This is a genomic window from Pseudomonas sp. Au-Pse12 (assembly GCF_021341665.1).
Classification (GTDB): Bacteria; Pseudomonadota; Gammaproteobacteria; order Pseudomonadales; family Pseudomonadaceae; genus Aquipseudomonas.
In genome coordinates this window covers 560,818-579,212 of record NZ_JAJTTH010000004.1, presented here as the reverse complement: position 1 = coordinate 579,212, position 18,395 = coordinate 560,818, and the positions used below count along the sequence as shown (strand labels likewise).

Below are 18,395 nucleotides of genomic sequence, written 5' to 3'. Positions count from 1 at the left end.
TCAGTGCGCGCCCAGCTCGCGCACGGTTTCCTTGAGGTTCTCGAAGTCGTAATCCGACAGGCCGACGTAGTCGAGAATCAGGTGGCCGATGCTGTTCCACTCGTGATCTTCCACCTGGTTGCCCAGCACCCGGTAGGACGCGCAGATGTGCTCGGCCATCTTCAGGATCGCCAGCAGGTTCTTCAGTTGGCTGTTGCGTGAAGATTCGTCGCTGAAGATCGCCAGGGCATTGTGGTGGTTGGCAATGGCGTTGGTCACGTGCTCCGGCAGGCGCCAGGACTTGGCCGTGTAGTAACCGACCACCGCGTGGTTGGTGTTGAAGGCACGGTTTTCCGTGTCCACCACCCGCTGCTCAGGTCCGGCGCTGCCGTAGGCCTCTTCCAGCACGGTCATGTAGTCGGGGAAGCGCTTGAGCATCAGTGGCACGCCACAGTCATGGAACAGCCCCAGGGCATAGGCTTCGTCCACGGCCTGGGAGCCGGTGCGCTTGGCCAGGGTCAGGCAGGTCATGGCCACGTCCTGGGCGGTGTCCCAGAAGCGGTTGAGGGTGACGATGGTTTCGTCGCTCATCTCGCCCTTGATCGACTGCGCGTTGATCAGGTTGATGATCGAACGGCTGCCCAAGAGATTCACCGCGCGCTGGATCGACGCAATCTTGTTGCTCAGCCCGTAATACGGCGAATTGACGATCTTCAGCAACGCGCCAGACAGGCCCGGGTCCTGGGAGATCAGCTTGGCGATCACCTCCAGGTCGGGATCGGGCATGTACTGCTCCATCTGCAAATCCACCATGATTTGCGGTTGGGGCGGCACGCTGATGCCTTGCAGGGCCTGTTGAATCTGTTCGGCTGATAGCTCTTGGGACATAAGTACACACTCTGGGTGAGCCGGGGATTCTAACCCCTAACACGGGAATGTTGGGCGAACGGACAGGAACTTTACCCAATGGTTGCAGGAAAGGTCCCTGGCCGCAGGTCCATTGGCCATCGCTTGCGCCGCGCGACGGGGTATAATCGCGCCCTTTTTTCCGGAGCGACGTCATGTCCCTGCCAAGCCTGCGCCTCAAAGCCAACGCCGATCGCCGCCTGCGCGCCGGCCACCTGTGGGTCTACAGCAACGAAATCGATGTAGCCGCCACCCCTCTGCACGGCTTCAAGGCAGGCGACCAGGCAGTGCTGGAAGCCGCCGGCGGCAAGCCCCTGGGCGTGGTCGCCATGAGCCCGAACAACCTGATCTGCGCCCGCCTGCTGTCGCGCGACGCCAAGCTGGCCCTGGACAAGTCGCTGCTGGTGCACCGCTTGAACGTGGCCCTGTCGCTGCGCGAGCGCCTGTTCGACAAGCCGTTCTACCGCCTGGTCTACGGCGACTCCGACCTGCTGCCGGGCCTGGTGGTCGACCGTTTTGGCGACATCCTGGTGGTGCAGATCGCCTCGGCGACCATGGAAACCCACAAGGACGACGTGATTGCCGCCCTGACCCAGGTGCTCAAGCCCAGCGGCATCCTGTTCAAGAACGATTCCGCCGCCCGTGACGCCGAAGGCCTGGGCCGCTACGTCGAAACCGTGTTCGGCCTGGTACCGGAGTGGGTTGCCCTGGAAGAGAACGGCGTGAAGTTCGAAGCCCCGGTGATCCAGGGCCAGAAGACCGGCTGGTTCTACGACCACCGCATGAACCGCGCTCGCCTGGCGCCTTATGCCAAAGGCAAGCGCGTGCTCGACCTGTACAGCTACATCGGCGGCTGGGGCGTGCAAGCCGCCGCGTTCGGCGCCAGTGAAGTGTTCTGCGTCGATGCCTCGGCCTTCGCCCTTGATGGCGTGGAACGCAACGCCGCGCTGAACGGTTTCGCCGAGAAGATGACCTGCATCGAAGGCGACGTCTTCGAGGCCCTGAAAGAGCTGAAAGCCAGCGAAGAGCGCTTCGACGTGATCGTTGCCGACCCGCCTGCCTTCATCAAGCGCAAGAAAGACCTGAAGAACGGCGAAGGCGCCTACCGCCGCCTGAACGAGCAAGCCATGCGCCTGCTCAACAAGGACGGCATCCTGGTCAGCGCTTCGTGCTCGATGCACCTGCCCGAGGACGACCTGCAGAACATCCTCTTGACCAGCGCCCGCCACCTGGACCGCAACATCCAGCTGCTGGAGCGCGGCGGCCAGGGCCCGGATCACCCGGTGCACCCGGCCATCCCGGAAACCCGCTACATCAAGAGCATCACCTGCCGCCTGCTGCCCAACAGCTGAGCCCGGGCCGACGGCCATTCCCGCCCAGCGCGGGAATGGCCACTGCCATCGATTGACTTTGCAACGCCACGGCTCGATTCTCGGCACCTTCTCAAGGACCGAGAGCGCCGCACCATGGGCCACTCCCCCGCCGCCACGAAAAAGACCTCGGTCGTCATTCTGCTGCTGACCATGACCCTGCTCGGGGTCTTCCCGCTGGACGTGATCCTCCCCTCCTTTCCCGCCCTGGCCGAACGCTTCAATACCTCCAGCGCCGATATCGCGCTGTCCGTCAGCCTGTTCGCCATTGGCTTGTCGTTTTCCCTGATGGTGGTCGGGCCGCTATCAGACTCCCTGGGGCGAAAGAAGCTGTTACTGGCTGGCATGGCCGTGGCCGTCGCCGGCGCCCTGGGCTGCATGGCCGCCACCGAGTACGCGTGGTTCCTGCTGTTTCGCGTGGTCCAGGCCGTGGGGTGTGGCTGCTTCGTCCTGTCCCAGGCGCTGGTGCAGGACCTGTTCGTCGGTAAGCAGCAGGAGCGCCTGCGCATCGCCCTGGTCACCGCCAGCGGCCTCTTCATTTCCCTGTCACCGCTGCTGGGCACCTGGCTGCAGGCCCGCCTGGGCTGGCAGGGCAGCTTCGGGGTGTTCGCCGGCCTCGGCCTGCTGGTCATCCTCAAGGCCTGGGTCCTGCTGGAGAACACGCCGGGCACGGCGGCACGCCAGCAGAATATCTTCGCGGCCTACCGGCGGGTGTTTGCCGACCTGTCGTTCGTTGGCTACTGGCTGATCTCGGCGCTGGCCTTCGCCTGCCATTTTTCGTTCATCGTCATATCACCGATCATTTTCATGGAGCAGTTGCAGCTCTCGCCCTACCAGTACGCCCTGGCGCTGTTGCTGTATGGGGCCGCCTATGTAGTGGGCGGCATCGGCGCCGGGGTGATGAACCGCTACCTGCAGGCCAGCACCCAAATCGTCACCGGCCTGGGGCTGATCGCCCTGTCCGGCCTGCTGATGCTGCTGTTGCAGCCGTTCGAGCTGTCCGTCGCCACGGTTCTGGTGCCGATGATCGTCTGCACCGCCGGCACCACCATCACCCGCCCGGTGGCGACCTCGCGAGCCATGGGCATCTTTGCGCACAACGCCGGGACCTCGGCGTCGGCGGGCAATATGCTCATCTTCATCTGCGGCGGCCTGATCAGCGGCTTCATCAACCTGAGCGCCAGCAACCTGGTGACGGCGCTGGGGCTGTGCTTCCTGGTGCTGAGTGCAATCGCCCTGGGCCTGAACGGCCTGGTCAATCGTCGCTATCAGAGCGCTTGCGCCTGAAGATCGCGCACGCGGCACAAATCCCTGAGGTACAGGACAAAGGAGAAGGCCAGGGGCGGCCCGGTGAAGTAACGCAGGGACAGGAACCCGCTCTTGAAGGGGTCCAGATGGTGCTTGTGGACCCAGAAGTCGAACAGCGCCTGTACCAGCCATGACGCAGACAGGGCCACCAGCATCCAGCTGCCGTCACCCAGCAGCCGTCGTTCGAAGCCATCGCGTCCCGGCAGCCAAGTGGCGCCAAGCAGCGTCATCAGCAGCAGGAGCGCCACCACGCTGTAGATCACTGCCCGGGTGAAGGGCAACTCACTGCAGGCCTGCACCACTACCGCCGCCGCGAAGGCCAGCAGCAGCGCGGCGCGCCAGGTACGCCACTGGCGCCGCCGTCCGGCCAGCAGTTGCACGAAGCCGCCGCCCGTCAGCACGGCCGCGCCCACCACGGCCATGGCACTGCCGGGCCAGTCGCTATAGAGCACCAGCCACATCAGCAGCAGCCCCTGCAGCAGGCCCATGCCCAGGTAGAACCTCAGGGATCGCATGTTCGGGGACATTCCAGCTCCATTGGAAGGTGATCAAGGGGCGGCGAGTCTAAACCAGGAACCGTCGGGCTGGCAGTCTCCCTCGCGGATCCAGGCAATCGCACGCCACGGAACGGTCGCGGCATTCCTTCCTGACGCCAGCGGTGTAGAATCGGCGAATTCATCGCCAGTCATCCCCCGGCGGGTTTATGAGCTCAGGCTGAGGCGCGCGGCGATCCCGCGGCGTCATCGGCAGCTTTCGGACACACGGCCATTTCTGAGTGTTCCCAAGGTCAATAGAAGCTCACTCCCCATTTGTTCCCTGATTAGCCGCCCGGAGTGCTCCATGCCTGATTACCGTTCGAAAACATCCACCCACGGCCGCAACATGGCCGGCGCCCGCGCCCTGTGGCGCGCCACGGGGATGAAAGATGCCGACTTCAAGAAGCCGATCATCGCCATTGCCAACTCGTTCACCCAGTTCGTCCCGGGGCACGTGCACCTGAAGGACCTGGGCCAGCTGGTGGCTCGCGAGATCGAACGCGCCGGTGGCGTGGCCAAGGAATTCAACACCATCGCCGTGGACGACGGCATCGCCATGGGCCACGACGGCATGCTGTATTCGCTGCCGAGCCGCGAGATCATCGCCGACTCCGTGGAGTACATGGTCAACGCCCACTGCGCCGACGCCATCGTCTGCATCTCCAACTGCGACAAGATCACCCCCGGCATGCTGATGGCCGCCCTGCGCCTGAACATCCCGGTGATCTTCGTTTCCGGCGGCCCGATGGAAGCCGGCAAGACCAAGCTCGCCGCCCACGGCCTGGACCTGGTGGACGCCATGGTCATCGCCGCCGACTCCAGCGCTTCTGACGAGAAGGTTGCCGAGTACGAGCGCAGCGCCTGCCCGACCTGCGGTTCGTGCTCCGGCATGTTCACCGCCAACTCCATGAACTGCCTGACCGAAGCCCTGGGCCTGGCCCTGCCGGGCAACGGTTCGACCCTGGCCACCCACAGCGACCGCGAAGAGCTGTTCCTGCGGGCCGGGCGCACCATCGTCGAGCTGTGCCAGCGCTATTACGGCGACAACGACGAGTCGGTCCTGCCGCGCAACATCGCCAACTTCAAGGCGTTCGAGAACGCCATGACCCTGGACATCGCCATGGGCGGTTCCACCAACACCATCCTGCACCTGTTGGCCGCGGCCCAGGAAGCCGAGATCGACTTCGACCTGCGGGACATCGATCGCCTGTCGCGCCATGTGCCGCAGCTGTGCAAAGTGGCGCCGAACATCCAGAAGTACCACATGGAAGACGTGCACCGCGCCGGCGGCATCTTCAGCATCCTCGGCGAGCTGGCCCGCGGCGGCCTGCTGCACACCGACCTGCCCACCGTGCACAGCAAGACCCTGGCCGAGGGCATCGCCCACTGGGACATCACCCAGACCACGGACGAAGCCGTGCACCACTTCTTCAAGGCCGGCCCGGCGGGCATCCCGACCCAGACCGCGTTCAGCCAGTCGACCCGTTGGGACAGCCTCGACGACGACCGTGAAAACGGCTGCATCCGCAGCGTCGAGCACGCCTACTCCAAGGAAGGCGGCCTGGCCGTGCTCTACGGCAACATCGCCCTGGACGGCTGCGTGGTGAAGACCGCCGGCGTCGACGAGTCGATCCACGTCTTCGAAGGCAACGCCAAGATCTTCGAAAGCCAGGACAGCGCCGTGCGCGGCATCCTCGCCGACGAAGTGAAGGAAGGCGACATCGTGATCATCCGTTACGAAGGTCCGAAAGGCGGCCCGGGCATGCAGGAAATGCTCTACCCGACCTCCTACCTGAAGTCCAAGGGCCTGGGCAAAGCCTGCGCCCTGCTCACCGATGGCCGCTTCTCCGGCGGCACCTCGGGCCTGTCCATCGGCCACGCCTCGCCTGAAGCGGCGGCCGGCGGCGCCATCGGCCTGGTGCAGGACGGCGACAAGGTGCTGATCGACATCCCCAACCGCTCGATCAACCTGTTGGTCAGCGATGAGGAACTGGCGGCGCGCCGTGTCGAACAGGACAAGAAAGGCTGGAAGCCAGTGGAAGCGCGTCCACGCAAAGTGACCACCGCGCTGAAGGCCTACGCCCTGCTGGCCACCAGCGCCGACAAGGGCGCGGTGCGCAACAAGGCCATGCTCGACGGCCTGTGATCCTCGCGACATAACCGTCAGCCCAAAAAAACGCCGCTTGGCTGCATAGGCCAAGCGGCGCTTTTTTATGCCGGGAGCGTTTGTTCAAGCTGCGGGCGCAACCTTGAAGCCTGTTAGTGCGCGGTGCCGGGCCTGGGCTTTTGGTGGCGAGGGAGCTTGCTCCCGTTCGACCGCGCAGCGGGCGCAGGTGCGCCTAAACCTTGAGGCCCACCCTGCAGCTCAAGGCATGCGCTCGCCCAACTGCCCGCGCAGGAAGCGGTACAGGCCGTCGGCGCTTTTGCGATAACCGTCGGCGGTCAGGTGCACCAGGTCGTTACGCGCCAGGTCGCTGCCCTGCCATTTGCTGATGGAGCAGTCGCCGCCCATGAACGCCTGCCAGTCCCAGAACAGGGTGCGACTGGTCTTCGCCACGTCCTTCTGGATCTGGATGACCTGCCGCAGCGGTTGCGGCTGGGAGGCCGCGCAGCTGCCGGCATTGCGCCGCTTGATGGAATCCGGCGGCCCCACCAGCAGGATCACGGTCTTGGGCAGGTTCTTGCGCAGCAGCGCGACCTTCCCCTGCAGCTGGCTGCGGTACAGCTGCAGATCCAGATCGTCATCGAAAGCCTCGTTGGTGCCATAGGCCAGCACCACCATGTCCGGACGCAGGGCCTTGAGGGCTTCCAGCCAACCGGGCTGCCACTTGTCCAGCACGTCCAGGCGCGCACCGTTGATGCCCAGGGCGGAATAGATCACTCCGGCACTCTTCTGCCCGAGGATGTTCCAGCCGCCCAGGGCCAGGCCCTGGTTGTTGGCCACGTTCAGGTCCAGGGGCAGGGTCAGGTTGTTGAACGGCGGGCTGAAACGCCATTGCCCACCGGTGGCGGCCAGCATGCGGCTGCTTTTGTTGAGGTTGTCCCGAGCGGTCAGGGTGCTGTTGCTGGACGCCTGGTACAGCGCGGAAATGCGGTACTGCTGATTGCTCGCCTGGCGCTCGGCGATGTGCACCCGCGCGCCCGGGGTCTGCGGCAGCGACAGGTAGCCACCCAGGGGAAACTGGTTGCTCTGCTGGTTGCGGGCCGACACCAGGGACCACTGGCGCTTGGCGGCGCCAAGGATCACCCGCTCGTAGCGGGTGCCGGGCACCGGCGTGGCCGCGACGAAACCGATGCCGCCATCGCCGTATTGGGCTTGCAGCAGGCGGCGCATTTCGCCGCTGAACAGGTCGGCAGCGGTGTGCGAGTCGCCCAGTTGCACAATGGTGATGGGGGTACGGTCGGAGGTGCTGAACTTGCGTGCCAGCAGCGCCAGGTTCGGGTCGGTCCCGGTGGTCAGGACCTTCTTCGCCGCGGCCCCGGACCTGGCCAGCGCCGAAGCGGGAGTGGCCTGGACCTCGGTGGTCGGGCTGCAACTGCTCAGCAAGGTGATGCCCAGCAACAGCGCAATGCCTTGCAGTCGCCCCATGTCAGTGCTCCGTCAATTGTTGGCTGGGAAAATTGATCAGCGAGATCACACGCTCAGCGATCAGCTTCTGCCCAGTGGTGGTGAAGTGGATACCGTCGTCGACCCGGGTCTTGACCTTCTTGCCGTCGCCGGTGGTGCGGTAATAGGAAAATTCGTCGCTCTGGTAACCGAGAATCTCGTTGGCCGAGACGTAATGCTGTTGGTACTGCTCGATCTGGCCCTTGTACAGCTGGCTCAGGTAAGCCATGGCCGTAGACAGCTTGGGCTTCTCCATGTTCGGCGGCCCAACCCAGATAACCTGCACATTATGTGCCTGGGCGGTGTCGAGGATCGAATCGATGCGCTGACGGTAGGCTTCTTCCCAGTCCGGGGTCTTGAAGCGCAGGAACGGCTTGCCCTTGACCACCGGCATGTCCCAGGGGTCGTTGGGGCCGAGGAAGATCACCATCAGGCGGATATTGGGGTTGCTGGCCAGGGTGCTGGCAACGGTCTTGGGCCAGTTGAAGAAGCTCGGGTAGGCAAGGCCAGTGCTTTGCTTGCTGAGGTTCAGGCTCTTGACGTTGTAGCGCTTGCGCAAGGTGTTGGCCATGTGCGGCGCCACGCCCTGCATCAGCGAGTCGCCAACGAAGAACACCTCGTCACCGGTGGCCAGGCTGGCCATCAACGGTGTCGTGGCCCCCGGGTCGATCTTGGGCGGGTGACTGACCACCGGGGCCACAGCCACCGGCTGCGGGTGCACCGCGGCCGGTGTCTCCGGGGCTGGATGCACAGGCGCAGGATGAGCGGCCGCAACCGGCGGGTGGGCGGGCTCCGGCTCATCGGCCAGGGTGGGCAGCGGGGCCAGCTCTTCATCCCCGGCGGCCTCAGCCTCGGCCACCAGGCTCACCTGGCCGGTAAAGCTGCCGACAAAGGCCACCCGGGCATTTTCCAGGGCCTGGTTGAGTTGCGCGCCAAAGCGCCACTGCGCGTTCTGCGACAACCCCGGGATCTCGCAGTTGTCGTGGTACTTCTGCTGGCAGTAGAGACGGATCGACTGCTGGTTGAACCACACCAGCAACAGGCTGGTCACCACCAGGGCGTAGAAGACCTTGGCCGCGCTACCGAGGCTGACCGACAAGGGCGAACGGTTAGAAACTGGCATAGATGAACCCCGGCACGCCCGACGGTGAGGCGAAGATGACCACGCAGATAAACAGCCCCAGCGGCACTGGATAGAACAGCCACGGCAAACCGGTGGCGGCATCGAACAGGCGACGCAGCAGCGCCACGATCCGTGGGTAGAAAGCCACGAACAACAGGCAGCCCAGAAGGCTGGCGGCGCCGCTGGCGAGCCCGGCAAAGGACAGCTCGCTCAGGCCCTTGAGCATGTCCATGGCATCGGACAGGGTCGCGCAGCGGAAGAAGATCCAGGCGAACGCCACGTAGTGGAAGGTCAGCAGGCGCGCCGCGAGGTCGGCGCCGATCCAGCTCGGGCCTCGGGCCAGCAACGGGCTGCACAGTTTGTACAGGGCCAGGCCGATACCGTGCAGCGCGCCCCAGATGATGAAATTGGCGCTGGCGCCGTGCCACAGGCCGGAGATCAGCATGGCCAGCAGCATGTTCAGGTTGCCGCGCCACACCGGGCCACGGTTGCCCCCCAGGGGGATGTACACGTAGTCACGGATGAAGGTCGACAGGCTGATGTGCCAACGGCCCCAGAATTCCTTGAGGTTGCGCGCCGCGTAGGGGTAGTTGAAGTTCTGCGGCAGGCGGAACCCCAGCAGCAGGGCGATGCCGGTCACCAGGTCGGTGTAGCCGCTGAAGTTGAAGTAGATCAGGAACGAATAGCCGTAGACCGCCCGCAGGATCTGCTCGGCCGAGAAGGCCACCGGGCTGTCGAACACCGGGTCAACCCATTCATTGGCCAGCCAGGAACTGAGGAAGAACAGCTTGACCACCGCCACGGCGATCAGGCCCAGGGCGCGTTGCGGCTCCAGCACCTGCCGCAGCTGCGGCGGGTTGATCTGTTCCAGCATCGGGATCGCCCGGTTCACCGGGCCGGCGATCAGGCTGGGGAAGAAGGCCAGGTACAGCGCCAGGTCGAAGGGCGAGCCCGGGGTCAGTTCACGGCGGTTGATCGACACCAGGTAGCTGACCGAGTGGAAGGCATAGAACGACAGCCCCACCGGCAGCAGCACCTCCAGCAGCGGCAGCGACACCTCCACGCCAAACTGGGCGAAGGCGTTCTGCACCGTGCTGGTGAAGAAATCCTGGTACTTGAACAGGTAGAAGGCCCCCAGCACCAGCAACAGCATCAGGCCATTGACCCAGCCCCTGCCGGGGTAACGCTGGCTCAACAGGCCAAGCAGGTACACCAGGGCCGTGTAGCCCAGCAGGATATAGAGGAAGTTCAGGCTGAAGCTGGCGAGGATCGCGTAGCTGGCGACCAGCAACAGGGCATTCTGCAAACGCAGGCTGAAGCCCAGGCCCCAATACAGAACGAAGAACAGGATGAAGCAGAGGCCGAATTCGATCGAGAGATAGCTCACAACGTAGTCCATTACGTGCAATCGGGGACAAACCCGGCACAAGGGAGAGCAGGCGGGGGGACAGGAAACGGGCGCGATTATGGCAGAGGGGGTTTGACAGTCACAAGTTGAAACATTCGCCGCCTTTGGCGCTAACGGCCTGTCATAGGAGCGGGCTTGCCAGCGCAGGCGCCCGCAAGGGCGCTACCCGGCAAGCCGGCTCCGACAACGGTGGGGAGGCTGGGGTTACTGGATGTCTTCGGGTTTGACGATCACCCAGTTCTTGTCGGCCGTCACCGGCAGGCCTTCCTTGGCCTGGGCCGCGGCGTGCTTGGCCATCATGCCGTTGAGCTGGGTCATGTATTTGTCCTTGCGGTTGACCCACAGGTGGATACCGCCCTTGGCCACGTCCACGCCATGAAACAGCATGTAGCCGTCGCTGGTCGGGGTGTCGCCGCCCACCAGCACCGGTTTCTTCCACTCATCGATGTAGGTCAGGATCGCCGCGTGCTTGCCCGCCATCCAGGTGGCCGGGGTCCACAGGTACGGCGTCAGTTCCAGGCCGAGGTTGGCCTGCTCGTCATACTTGCCGTCGGTGATCTGTTTGCGCGCGGTGGTCAGGGCGCCGGTCTTGCGGTCCTTGAGCAGGGTGGTCACGCCGATGACGTTCTGCGGTTTGACGTTGTAGCCGTACTTGGGGTCGGCGGCGACCATGCGCACCAGTTCTTCGGAGGCGGCGGTCATCACGTAGACCTCGATGCCGTTCTCCATCAGCTTGTTGTACAGCTCGGCCTGGCCGGTGAAGACCTTGGGCGGGTTGACCTCGATGGTCTTGACCACGTCGCCGTCGTAATAAGTGCTGGGCACCGGCTTGCCGGAGGCCATCAGCTCATCGACGTAGCCCTTGAGTTCCTTGAGGGTAAAGCCGGAGAACACCTGCGCCACCCAGGGGTAGCAGACCATGTCGTCGATTTCACACAGGCGGTAGTAGTAGCTGAACAGGCTTTCCTTGTGCTCGGCGGTGTCCTTGAAGGGCATCAGCTTGAGCGACGGGTCGAGCGTGTCGCGGGTGATCAGCCCCTTGTTTTCCATGAAGGGCAACAGGGACTCTTCCAGGTCGTAGCGGTAGCTGGTGTTGTCCATGTCGAACACCGCGAAGTTGCCCTTGTGGGCGTTGGCCGCGATCATCGCGTCCAGCTGCTTGGCCTGTTCGGCGGGCCAATGCTTCAACTCGGTGGCCAGGGCCTGGCCGGCGAGGCCCAGGCAGAGTGCGACTGCGAGCAATTTCGGAGCAAGTTTCATCGACGGTTTTCTCCCTGAGTGAAAGCCTTCGACGCTAACAAATCCCTGTGACAGTTCTCGTCTCCACACGACCGCTTGCGTCCCGAGAGCGCCAGCCACATGCGCCTGAGCGTCAGCGGCTTATTCCAAAAACGACAGTTGCCATGCGATATCGTTATTAATTCATTAGATTTCAAGCTGTTAGGCTTGCCGGTTCGCAATCGCCCTGAGCCGCGATTGGCACACGTCTTATCGGAGCCCCAATGAATCTGCCGCTGATCCTCAACCTGCTGGTGTTCCTGGCCCTGCTGCTGGGCCTGGCACAAACCCGCCACACCACCTGGAGCCTGGCCAAGAAGGTCCTGCTGGCCCTGGTGCTGGGCGTGGTCTTCGGCATTGCCCTGCACAGCCTCTACGGCGCCGGCCACCCGGTGCTCAAGGCCTCCATCGGCTGGTTCGACCTGGTGGGCAATGGCTACGTGCAGTTGCTGCAGATGATCGTGATTCCCCTGGTATTCGCCTCGATCCTCAGCGCCGTGGCCCGCCTGCACAACGCCTCGTCCCTGGGCAAGATCAGCTTCCTGACCATCGGCACCTTGCTGTTCACCACCGCCATCGCCGCGCTGGTGGGCATCGGCCTGACCAACCTGTTCGGCCTGAGCGCCGAAGGGCTGGTGGCCGGCACCCAGGAAATGGCTCGCCTGCAAGTGATCCAGAGCGATTACGCGGGCAAGGTCGCCGACCTCAACGTGCCGCAACTGCTGCTGTCGTTCATCCCGCAGAACCCTTTCGCCGACCTGGCCCGGGCCAAGCCGACCTCGATCATCAGCGTGGTGATCTTCGCCGCCTTCCTCGGTGTGGCCGCGCTGCAACTGTTCAAGGATGACGCCGACAAAGGGCAGAAAGTGCTCAACGCCATCGACACCCTGCAAGCCTGGGTGATGCGCCTGGTGCGCCTGGTGATGAAGCTGACCCCGTATGGCGTGCTGGCGCTGATGACCAAGGTGGTGGCCGGCTCGAACCTGCAGGACATCATCAAGCTCGGCAGTTTCGTGGTGGTGTCCTACATCGGCCTGGGCCTGATGTTCGTGCTCCACGGCCTGCTGGTCGCCCTGGCCGGGATCAACCCGCTGCGCTTCTTCCGCAAGGTCTGGCCGGTACTGACCTTCGCCTTCACCAGCCGCTCCAGCGCCGCCAGCATTCCCCTGAGCATCGAAGCCCAGACCCGGCGCCTGGGCATTCCCCAGTCCATCGCCAGCTTTGCCGCCTCGTTCGGCGCCACCATCGGCCAGAACGGCTGCGCCGGCCTGTACCCGGCGATGCTCGCGGTGATGGTTGCCCCGACCGTGGGCATCAACCCGCTGGACCCACTGTGGATCGCCACCCTGGTGGCCATCGTCACCTTGAGTTCCGCCGGCGTGGCGGGCGTGGGCGGCGGCGCGACCTTCGCCGCGTTGATCGTGCTGCCGGCCATGGGCTTGCCGGTGTCACTGGTAGCGCTGCTGATTTCCGTGGAGCCACTGATCGACATGGGCCGCACGGCGCTGAACGTCAGCGGCTCGATGACCGCCGGCGCCATCACCAGCCAGGTGATGCAGCAGACCGACAAGGCGCTGCTGGACGCCGATGAGCATTCGGAACTGCAGCACGTGTAAAAGCAGCTGCAAGCCGCCAGCTACAAGCTGCAAGTAGAAGCCGACGGGCTCTTGCTTGCAGCTTGTAGCTTGAAACTTGCAACTGCCTGCTGTCATCTTCTCTCCCACACCTCGAAGCTGTACGCCGGCTTGTCCCCTTCCGGCGGGTTCGGCATCTCTGATACCCGCTTCCACTGCTGCTCATCGAATTCCGGAAACCAGGCGTCGCCTTCCGGGCTCAGGGCCACCCGCGTCAAATACAGGCGATCCGCCTGCTCCAGGCCCTGGCTGTAAAGCTGTGCGCCGCCAATCAGCATCAGCTCGCTGGCGCCCTGCTCCAGGGCCCATTCCTCGGCCCGTGCCACTGCCGCCTCCAAAGACGGGTAGACCTCGGCACCTTCGAGCACCAGGCTGGTCTGACGACTGACCACGATGTTCAAGCGCCCCGGCAAGGGCCGGCCAAGGGAATCCCAGGTCTTGCGCCCCATGATGATCGGCTTGCCCAGGGTGGTGGCCTTGAAGAATTTGAAATCCCCCGGCAAATGCCAGGGCATGCTGTTGTCGACGCCGATCACGCGGTTTTGTGCGAGGGCCGCGATCAGGCTGAGAGGGAGAGATTTTTTCATGCCGGCGAGGATACCAGAGGCCCCAAGCCTGGCAACTTCACCCGACCACCGCTGCAGCAGTTATGCTCAGCGCACTTTGTAAGCGATGGAATGACGCGTGACTGCACTGACTCCCCTGCAACGACTGTGGCTGACCGAAACCGTGCGCCTGCGCGAGGAGCACGCCGGCCCGCTGGAGGATCAGGAAGCCAATCGCCTGGCCCGCAACCAGGGCGGCGACCTGGCGACCCGCATCCAGAACCGCGCGCTGTGGCTGGCCCAGCGCGACGGCCTGCACAGTGCCCTGCTGCACTGGCAGCAGGGCGCGCGCCTGGCGCTGCTGGCGCTCTCGGTCCTGGCGGTCATCAGCGGCGCCGGCCTGGCCTTCAGCGCCCTGGGCAACACCCAGCAACCGGTCAACGTGTTCTGGGCCCTGGGCAGCCTGCTGGGCCTGAACCTGGTCCTGCTGCTGAGCTGGCTGGCCGGCCTGCTGTTTGCCGGTGAACACGGGGCCGGCCTGGGCCGCCTGTGGCTGTGGCTCAGCGAAAAATTTTCCCGCGATGCCAAGGCCGCGCAGTTGCCGCCGGCACTGCTGCTGTTGCTGCAACGGCGCAAGCTCAACCGCTGGGCCCTGGGCAGCCTGATCAACGGCCTGTGGTGCCTGGCCCTGTTCAGCGCCGTGGTCATGCTGCTGGTGCTGCTGACCACCCACCGCTACAGCTTCGTCTGGGAGAGCACCCTGCTGGGCGCCGATGCCTTCGTGGCCATTACCAACGCCCTCAGCGCCCTGCCCCGGGGCCTGGGCTTCGGCGCACCGAGCGTGGCGACCATCCAGGCCAGCACCCGGGACGTCTACAACACCGAACTAATCCGCCAGTCCTGGGCCATCTGGCTGGTGGTGCTGGTGGTGATCTACGGCGTGCTACCGCGCCTGCTGCTGATGCTGTTCTGCCGCTGGCGCTGGAAACACGGGCAGGCGCGCCTGCAACTGGACCTCAACCTGCCAGGCTACGCCTCACTGCGCGAACGCCTGATGCCCAGCAGCGAACGCCTGGGAGTCAATGACGCGGCCCCCGAGCAGTTGCACCGGGTCGAAGGCGGCGTCAGCGCCGAGGACAGCAGCGGTGCCTTGCTGGTGGCCATCGAGCTGGACGACCAGCGCCCCTGGCCGCCGCAGTTGCCGGACACGGTCAAGGACGCCGGCATCCTCGACAGCCGCGAATCGCGCAACCGCCTGCTGGAACAGATGAGCCGTTTCCCCCCGGCGCGCCTGGTGATCGCCTGCGACCCGCGGCGCTCGCCGGACCGCGGCAGCCTCGGGCTGATCGCCGAACTGGCGCGCAACGCCAGCGCGACCCGGGTCTGGTTGCTGCAAGCCCCGCCCGGCCAGGCCCTGGATGCCGACCGCCTGGGCGACTGGCACAGCGCCCTGCAACAGCTGAAGCTGCCCTTCGCCGATTGCGCGCCCCTCGACTGGCTGGAGAACGGTCATGACTGATGCTCGGCACACGCCGCTGAAACTCGCCGTGGTCGGCCACACCAACGTCGGCAAGACCTCGCTGCTGCGCACCCTGACCCGAGACGTGGGGTTTGGCGAAGTTTCCCATCGCCCCAGCACCACCCGGCACGTGGAAGGCGCCCGCCTCTCGGTGGAGGGCCAGCCCCTGCTGGAGCTCTACGACACCCCCGGCCTGGAAGACGCCATCGCCCTGCTGGATTACCTGGAGCGCCTTGAGCGCCCCGGCGAACGCCTGGACGGCCCGGCGCGGGTGGCACGCTTTCTTGAAGGCAGCGAGGCCCGCCAGCGTTTCGAGCAGGAGGCCAAGGTTCTGCGCCAGCTGCTGGCCTCGGACGCCGGCCTGTATGTGATCGACGCCCGGGAACCGGTGCTGGCCAAGTACCGCGATGAACTGCAAGTGCTCACCGGCTGCGGCAAGCCGCTGCTGCCGGTGCTGAATTTCGTCAGCAGCGCCGAGCAGCGCGAAGGCGACTGGCGCGAAGCCCTGGCCCGCCTGGGGTTGCACGCCCTGGTGCGCTTCGACAGCGTGGCGCCGCCGGAAGATGGCGAACGGCGCCTGTATGAAAGCCTGGCCCTGCTGCTGGAACATGCGCGCCCGGCCCTGCAACGGCTGATCGACGACCAGCAAGCCCAGCGCCTGGCGCGCCAGCACAGCGCCGCGCGGCTGATTGCCGAGTTGCTGGTGGACTGCGCCGCCTGCCGCCGCAGCGTGGCCAGCGATGCTGAGCTGGAGCAACAGGCCATCGGCGAACTGCGCCAGGCCATCCGCCAGCGCGAGCAGCGCTGCGTCGAAGCCCTGCTCAAGCTCTATGCCTTCCGCCCCGAGGACGCTGCGGCCAGCGACCTGCCATTGCTGGACGGACGCTGGGGCGACGACCTGTTCAACCCGGAAACCCTCAAGCAACTGGGGGTGCGCGTCGGCGGTGGCATCGCCGCGGGCGCCGCGGCCGGTGCCGGGGTGGACCTGCTGGTGGGCGGCCTGACCCTGGGCGCCGCGGCCCTGGCCGGGGCGATTGCCGGTGGCGCGCTGCAAACCGCCCGCAGCTACGGCAGCCGTTTGCTAGGCAAGCTCAAGGGCCAGCGCGAGCTGAGCGTGGACGACAGCGTGCTGCGCCTGTTGGCCCTGCGCCAACGGCAGTTGGTCCAGGCGCTGAACCGGCGCGGGCATGCGGCGCTGGACAGCATCCGCCTGGCGATACCGGAAGACAAAAGCTGGCGCGAGGGCAAACTGCCCGACGCCTTGAACAAGGCCCGGGCGCATCCACAGTGGTCGTCGCTCAACCCGCACAAACGCCTGAGCCAGGCCGAGCGCCAGGAGCAGATCGAGGCCCTGGCCCAACATATCCTGTAGCCGCTGCCGAGCCCGCGAGGCTGCGCCAAGGGCCGCAGGACCTTCAACACTCCCAAAAGCGGCGCCTCCTGCGGAGCCGTTCGCAGCCTGCGGCAGCGGCTACAAAAAGCACTCTGCTCAAAGCAGCGCCAAGGCCTTGTCCTTGAGCACCTGCAGGTCCATCACCGGCACCCACAGGTCCTTGGCCTGTTCGTCCCAGTGGCGCAGGCGCAGACTCAGCGCGTACAGAGGATCGAGCTCGAAGGCCGCCGCTTCTGCCGCGCTCATCGCCCCGCCCTGGTATTCCAGGGTGCGGCGGCTGGCCTCGCTCAGCCGCTGGTGATACTCGGGTTCCTTGAAGGTCAGGTAGCGCTTGGCCTGGACGTGGTACTCCACCAACCGCGCCAGACGCTCGCTGAAACCCGCCCGGCGCAGGTAGTCGGCCCCCAGGCGTTCATGGCTGACCACGCCAAAACCGCCCATGTTCTCGGCATCCTGCTGGCAGATATGCCCGATATCGTGGAAGAACGCCGCCAGCACCACTTCGTCGTCATGACCTTCCGCCAGGGCCAGCTGCGCGGCCTGGGACATGTGTTCGATCTGCGACACCGGCTCGCCAATGTAGTCGCAGTCGCCAAAGCGCTCGTACAGGCCGAAAACCTCGTCGATGATCCGTTGCTGCCGACTCATCACGCGTGCTCCAGCAGCCGGGCGATATTGCCCTCGGCCATGGCCGGACCGACGCTCATGCCCACGCCGGTGTGCATCAGCGCCACATGCACCCCGGGCGCGGCTTCCAGGAAGGAGAACGGCCCGGGCCCGCGGGCGCCGTACACACCCTGCCAGCGCTCCACCACCTGGACCTTGCAGCCCAGGGTCTGTTCGGCCAGTTCGATCAACCAGTTATCCACCTGTTCGGCGTTGAACGGCGACGGATCGCTGCCGTAGTCGTGGGAGTCACCGATGATCAGCTCGCCGTAGGGGGTCGGGCTGATCAACAGGTGAATGCCGTGCTCATGCAGGTGCGGCGCCTCACGCAGGATCTGCGCCCGCACCGCCGCCGCTTGCGGCAGGTCGGCGAAGGCGCCGTAGTGCACACAGCTCAGCCCGGTGAGCAAGGCATGTTGCAGGTTGAGGTTGACCTGGGGCCGGGCGCGGAGCATCTGCAGGCGGCAGACCTGCGGCTGCAGGGTGGCGATCGGCTCGGCCAGCAGGGTCTGATAGTCGTGGCCCGAGCACAGCACGATCTGCGGCGCATGAAAGCTGCCGGCGGTGCTCTGCAGCCGGCCCGGCTGGATGTCCCGGACCAGGGTCGAGAAGTGGAACTGCACCCCCAGGTCGCGGCGCAGGTAGTCGATCAGCAGCGGCAGCGCCTCGCGGGAATACACTTGCTGGTCGTCCAGGCCGTGCAAGGCCGCCCGATGATGGCGGAACTGGCCGCCATACAGGTCATTCAGGGCCGCGCCCCGGAGCAGTTCGACGCGGTAGCCGTGCTCCCGCGCGCGCCCGGCGCAGAAGGCTTCCAGCAACTGTTCCTCGGCTTCGCTGCGGGCGAACAGGTAGGAACCGTTGCGCTTGAGTGGCAGGCCCGCCAGCTGCTGCCAGTCGGCCCAGATCTCGCGGCTGGCTCGGGCCAGCTCCAGCATGATGCCCGGCGGCTGGCCGGTGACCAGGGCCTGGCCGAAGTTGCGCACCGAAGCGCCCAGCGGCGTGCTGCTGCGCTCGAATACATGCACCTGCAAACCGCGCTTGGCGGCGGCGTAGGCGTGGGACAGGCCGAGGATACCGGCGCCGATGATCAGCAGATCGCTGTGATGGGTCATGTTCATGC

The 18,395-nt window shown here is 65.3% G+C and carries 15 protein-coding genes; 6 read left to right on the top strand and 9 right to left on the bottom strand.

The annotated features are described in order from the left end of the window. A complete protein-coding gene (locus LXM55_RS14470) occupies nt 1-813 on the bottom strand; it encodes an HDOD domain-containing protein (protein WP_162865006.1) in 813 nt (270 codons plus the stop codon). 227 nt (nt 814-1,040) lie between these two features. Here LXM55_RS14470 and LXM55_RS14465 point away from each other — a divergent pair, with 227 nt between their 5' ends. Together LXM55_RS14465 and LXM55_RS14460 are read left to right on the top strand one after the other, a co-directional pair. Then, nucleotides 1,041-2,237, top strand: a complete 1,197-nt coding sequence (locus LXM55_RS14465; RefSeq protein ID WP_233320967.1) for a class I SAM-dependent rRNA methyltransferase — start codon at nt 1,041-1,043, stop codon at nt 2,235-2,237. A 114-nt stretch (nt 2,238-2,351) separates the two neighbouring features. Beyond that, nucleotides 2,352-3,542, top strand: a complete 1,191-nt coding sequence (locus LXM55_RS14460) for an MFS transporter (RefSeq protein WP_233320966.1) — start codon at nt 2,352-2,354, stop codon at nt 3,540-3,542. On the opposite strand, the gene LXM55_RS14455 is transcribed toward LXM55_RS14460, so the two are convergent. Continuing rightward, nucleotides 3,524-4,090 carry a hypothetical protein gene (locus tag LXM55_RS14455; RefSeq protein WP_233320965.1) on the bottom strand — a complete coding sequence of 189 codons (567 nt, stop codon included), beginning with the start codon at nt 4,088-4,090 and terminating at the stop codon, nt 3,524-3,526. The two genes, LXM55_RS14460 and LXM55_RS14455, sit on opposite strands and share 19 nt — an antisense overlap. Nucleotides 4,091-4,403: 313 nt before the next feature. Here LXM55_RS14455 and ilvD point away from each other — a divergent pair, with 313 nt between their 5' ends. Beyond that, nucleotides 4,404-6,245 (top strand): dihydroxy-acid dehydratase, encoded by a 1,842-nt coding sequence (ilvD, locus tag LXM55_RS14450; protein ID WP_233320964.1) that lies wholly within the window; start codon nt 4,404-4,406, stop codon nt 6,243-6,245. Nucleotides 6,246-6,464: 219 nt separating this feature from the next. Here the strand turns inward: ilvD and LXM55_RS14445 are convergent, their stop codons facing one another. From LXM55_RS14445 to LXM55_RS14430, 4 genes are all read right to left on the bottom strand, one after another. Further along, complete coding sequence (locus LXM55_RS14445) at nt 6,465-7,688, bottom strand: SGNH/GDSL hydrolase family protein (RefSeq protein WP_233320963.1); 1,224 nt, start codon at nt 7,686-7,688, stop codon at nt 6,465-6,467. Nucleotide 7,689: 1 nt separating this feature from the next. Beyond that, complete coding sequence (locus tag LXM55_RS14440; protein WP_233320962.1) at nt 7,690-8,829, bottom strand: SGNH/GDSL hydrolase family protein; 1,140 nt, start codon at nt 8,827-8,829, stop codon at nt 7,690-7,692. Beyond that, nucleotides 8,816-10,216 carry an MBOAT family O-acyltransferase gene (locus tag LXM55_RS14435; protein WP_233320961.1) on the bottom strand — a complete coding sequence of 467 codons (1,401 nt, stop codon included), beginning with the start codon at nt 10,214-10,216 and terminating at the stop codon, nt 8,816-8,818. Before LXM55_RS14435 ends, LXM55_RS14440 begins: the two co-directional genes overlap by 14 nt. Nucleotides 10,217-10,441: 225 nt before the next feature. Further along, complete coding sequence (locus LXM55_RS14430) at nt 10,442-11,497, bottom strand: haloacid dehalogenase-like hydrolase (RefSeq protein WP_233320960.1); 1,056 nt, start codon at nt 11,495-11,497, stop codon at nt 10,442-10,444. Between the two features lie 242 nt (nt 11,498-11,739). Here LXM55_RS14430 and LXM55_RS14425 point away from each other — a divergent pair, with 242 nt between their 5' ends. Beyond that, the gene (locus LXM55_RS14425) at nt 11,740-13,131 is read left to right on the top strand and encodes an L-cystine transporter (protein ID WP_233320959.1); all 1,392 of its coding nucleotides are present in this window, start codon (nt 11,740-11,742) and stop codon (nt 13,129-13,131) included. A gap of 92 nt (nt 13,132-13,223) precedes the next feature. Here the strand turns inward: LXM55_RS14425 and LXM55_RS14420 are convergent, their stop codons facing one another. Further along, on the bottom strand, nt 13,224-13,736 hold the full coding sequence (locus LXM55_RS14420; RefSeq protein ID WP_233320958.1) for a dihydrofolate reductase: 513 nt from the start codon (nt 13,734-13,736) through the stop codon (nt 13,224-13,226). A 97-nt stretch (nt 13,737-13,833) separates the two neighbouring features. Between LXM55_RS14420 and LXM55_RS14415 the strand changes: the two genes are divergently transcribed. Then, nucleotides 13,834-15,213 (top strand): DUF2868 domain-containing protein, encoded by a 1,380-nt coding sequence (locus tag LXM55_RS14415; protein ID WP_233320957.1) that lies wholly within the window; start codon nt 13,834-13,836, stop codon nt 15,211-15,213. Next, nucleotides 15,206-16,585 carry a GTPase/DUF3482 domain-containing protein gene (locus LXM55_RS14410; RefSeq protein ID WP_233320956.1) on the top strand — a complete coding sequence of 460 codons (1,380 nt, stop codon included), beginning with the start codon at nt 15,206-15,208 and terminating at the stop codon, nt 16,583-16,585. The genes LXM55_RS14415 and LXM55_RS14410 overlap by 8 nt, the downstream gene beginning before the upstream one ends. A gap of 117 nt (nt 16,586-16,702) precedes the next feature. On the opposite strand, the gene LXM55_RS14405 is transcribed toward LXM55_RS14410, so the two are convergent. Together LXM55_RS14405 and LXM55_RS14400 are read right to left on the bottom strand one after the other, a co-directional pair. Continuing rightward, complete coding sequence (locus LXM55_RS14405) at nt 16,703-17,254, bottom strand: phosphonate degradation HD-domain oxygenase (protein ID WP_233320955.1); 552 nt, start codon at nt 17,252-17,254, stop codon at nt 16,703-16,705. Beyond that, nucleotides 17,254-18,387 carry a TIGR03364 family FAD-dependent oxidoreductase gene (locus tag LXM55_RS14400; protein WP_233320954.1) on the bottom strand — a complete coding sequence of 378 codons (1,134 nt, stop codon included), beginning with the start codon at nt 18,385-18,387 and terminating at the stop codon, nt 17,254-17,256. The genes LXM55_RS14405 and LXM55_RS14400 overlap by 1 nt, the downstream gene beginning before the upstream one ends. Between the last annotated feature and the right edge of the window lie 8 nt (nt 18,388-18,395).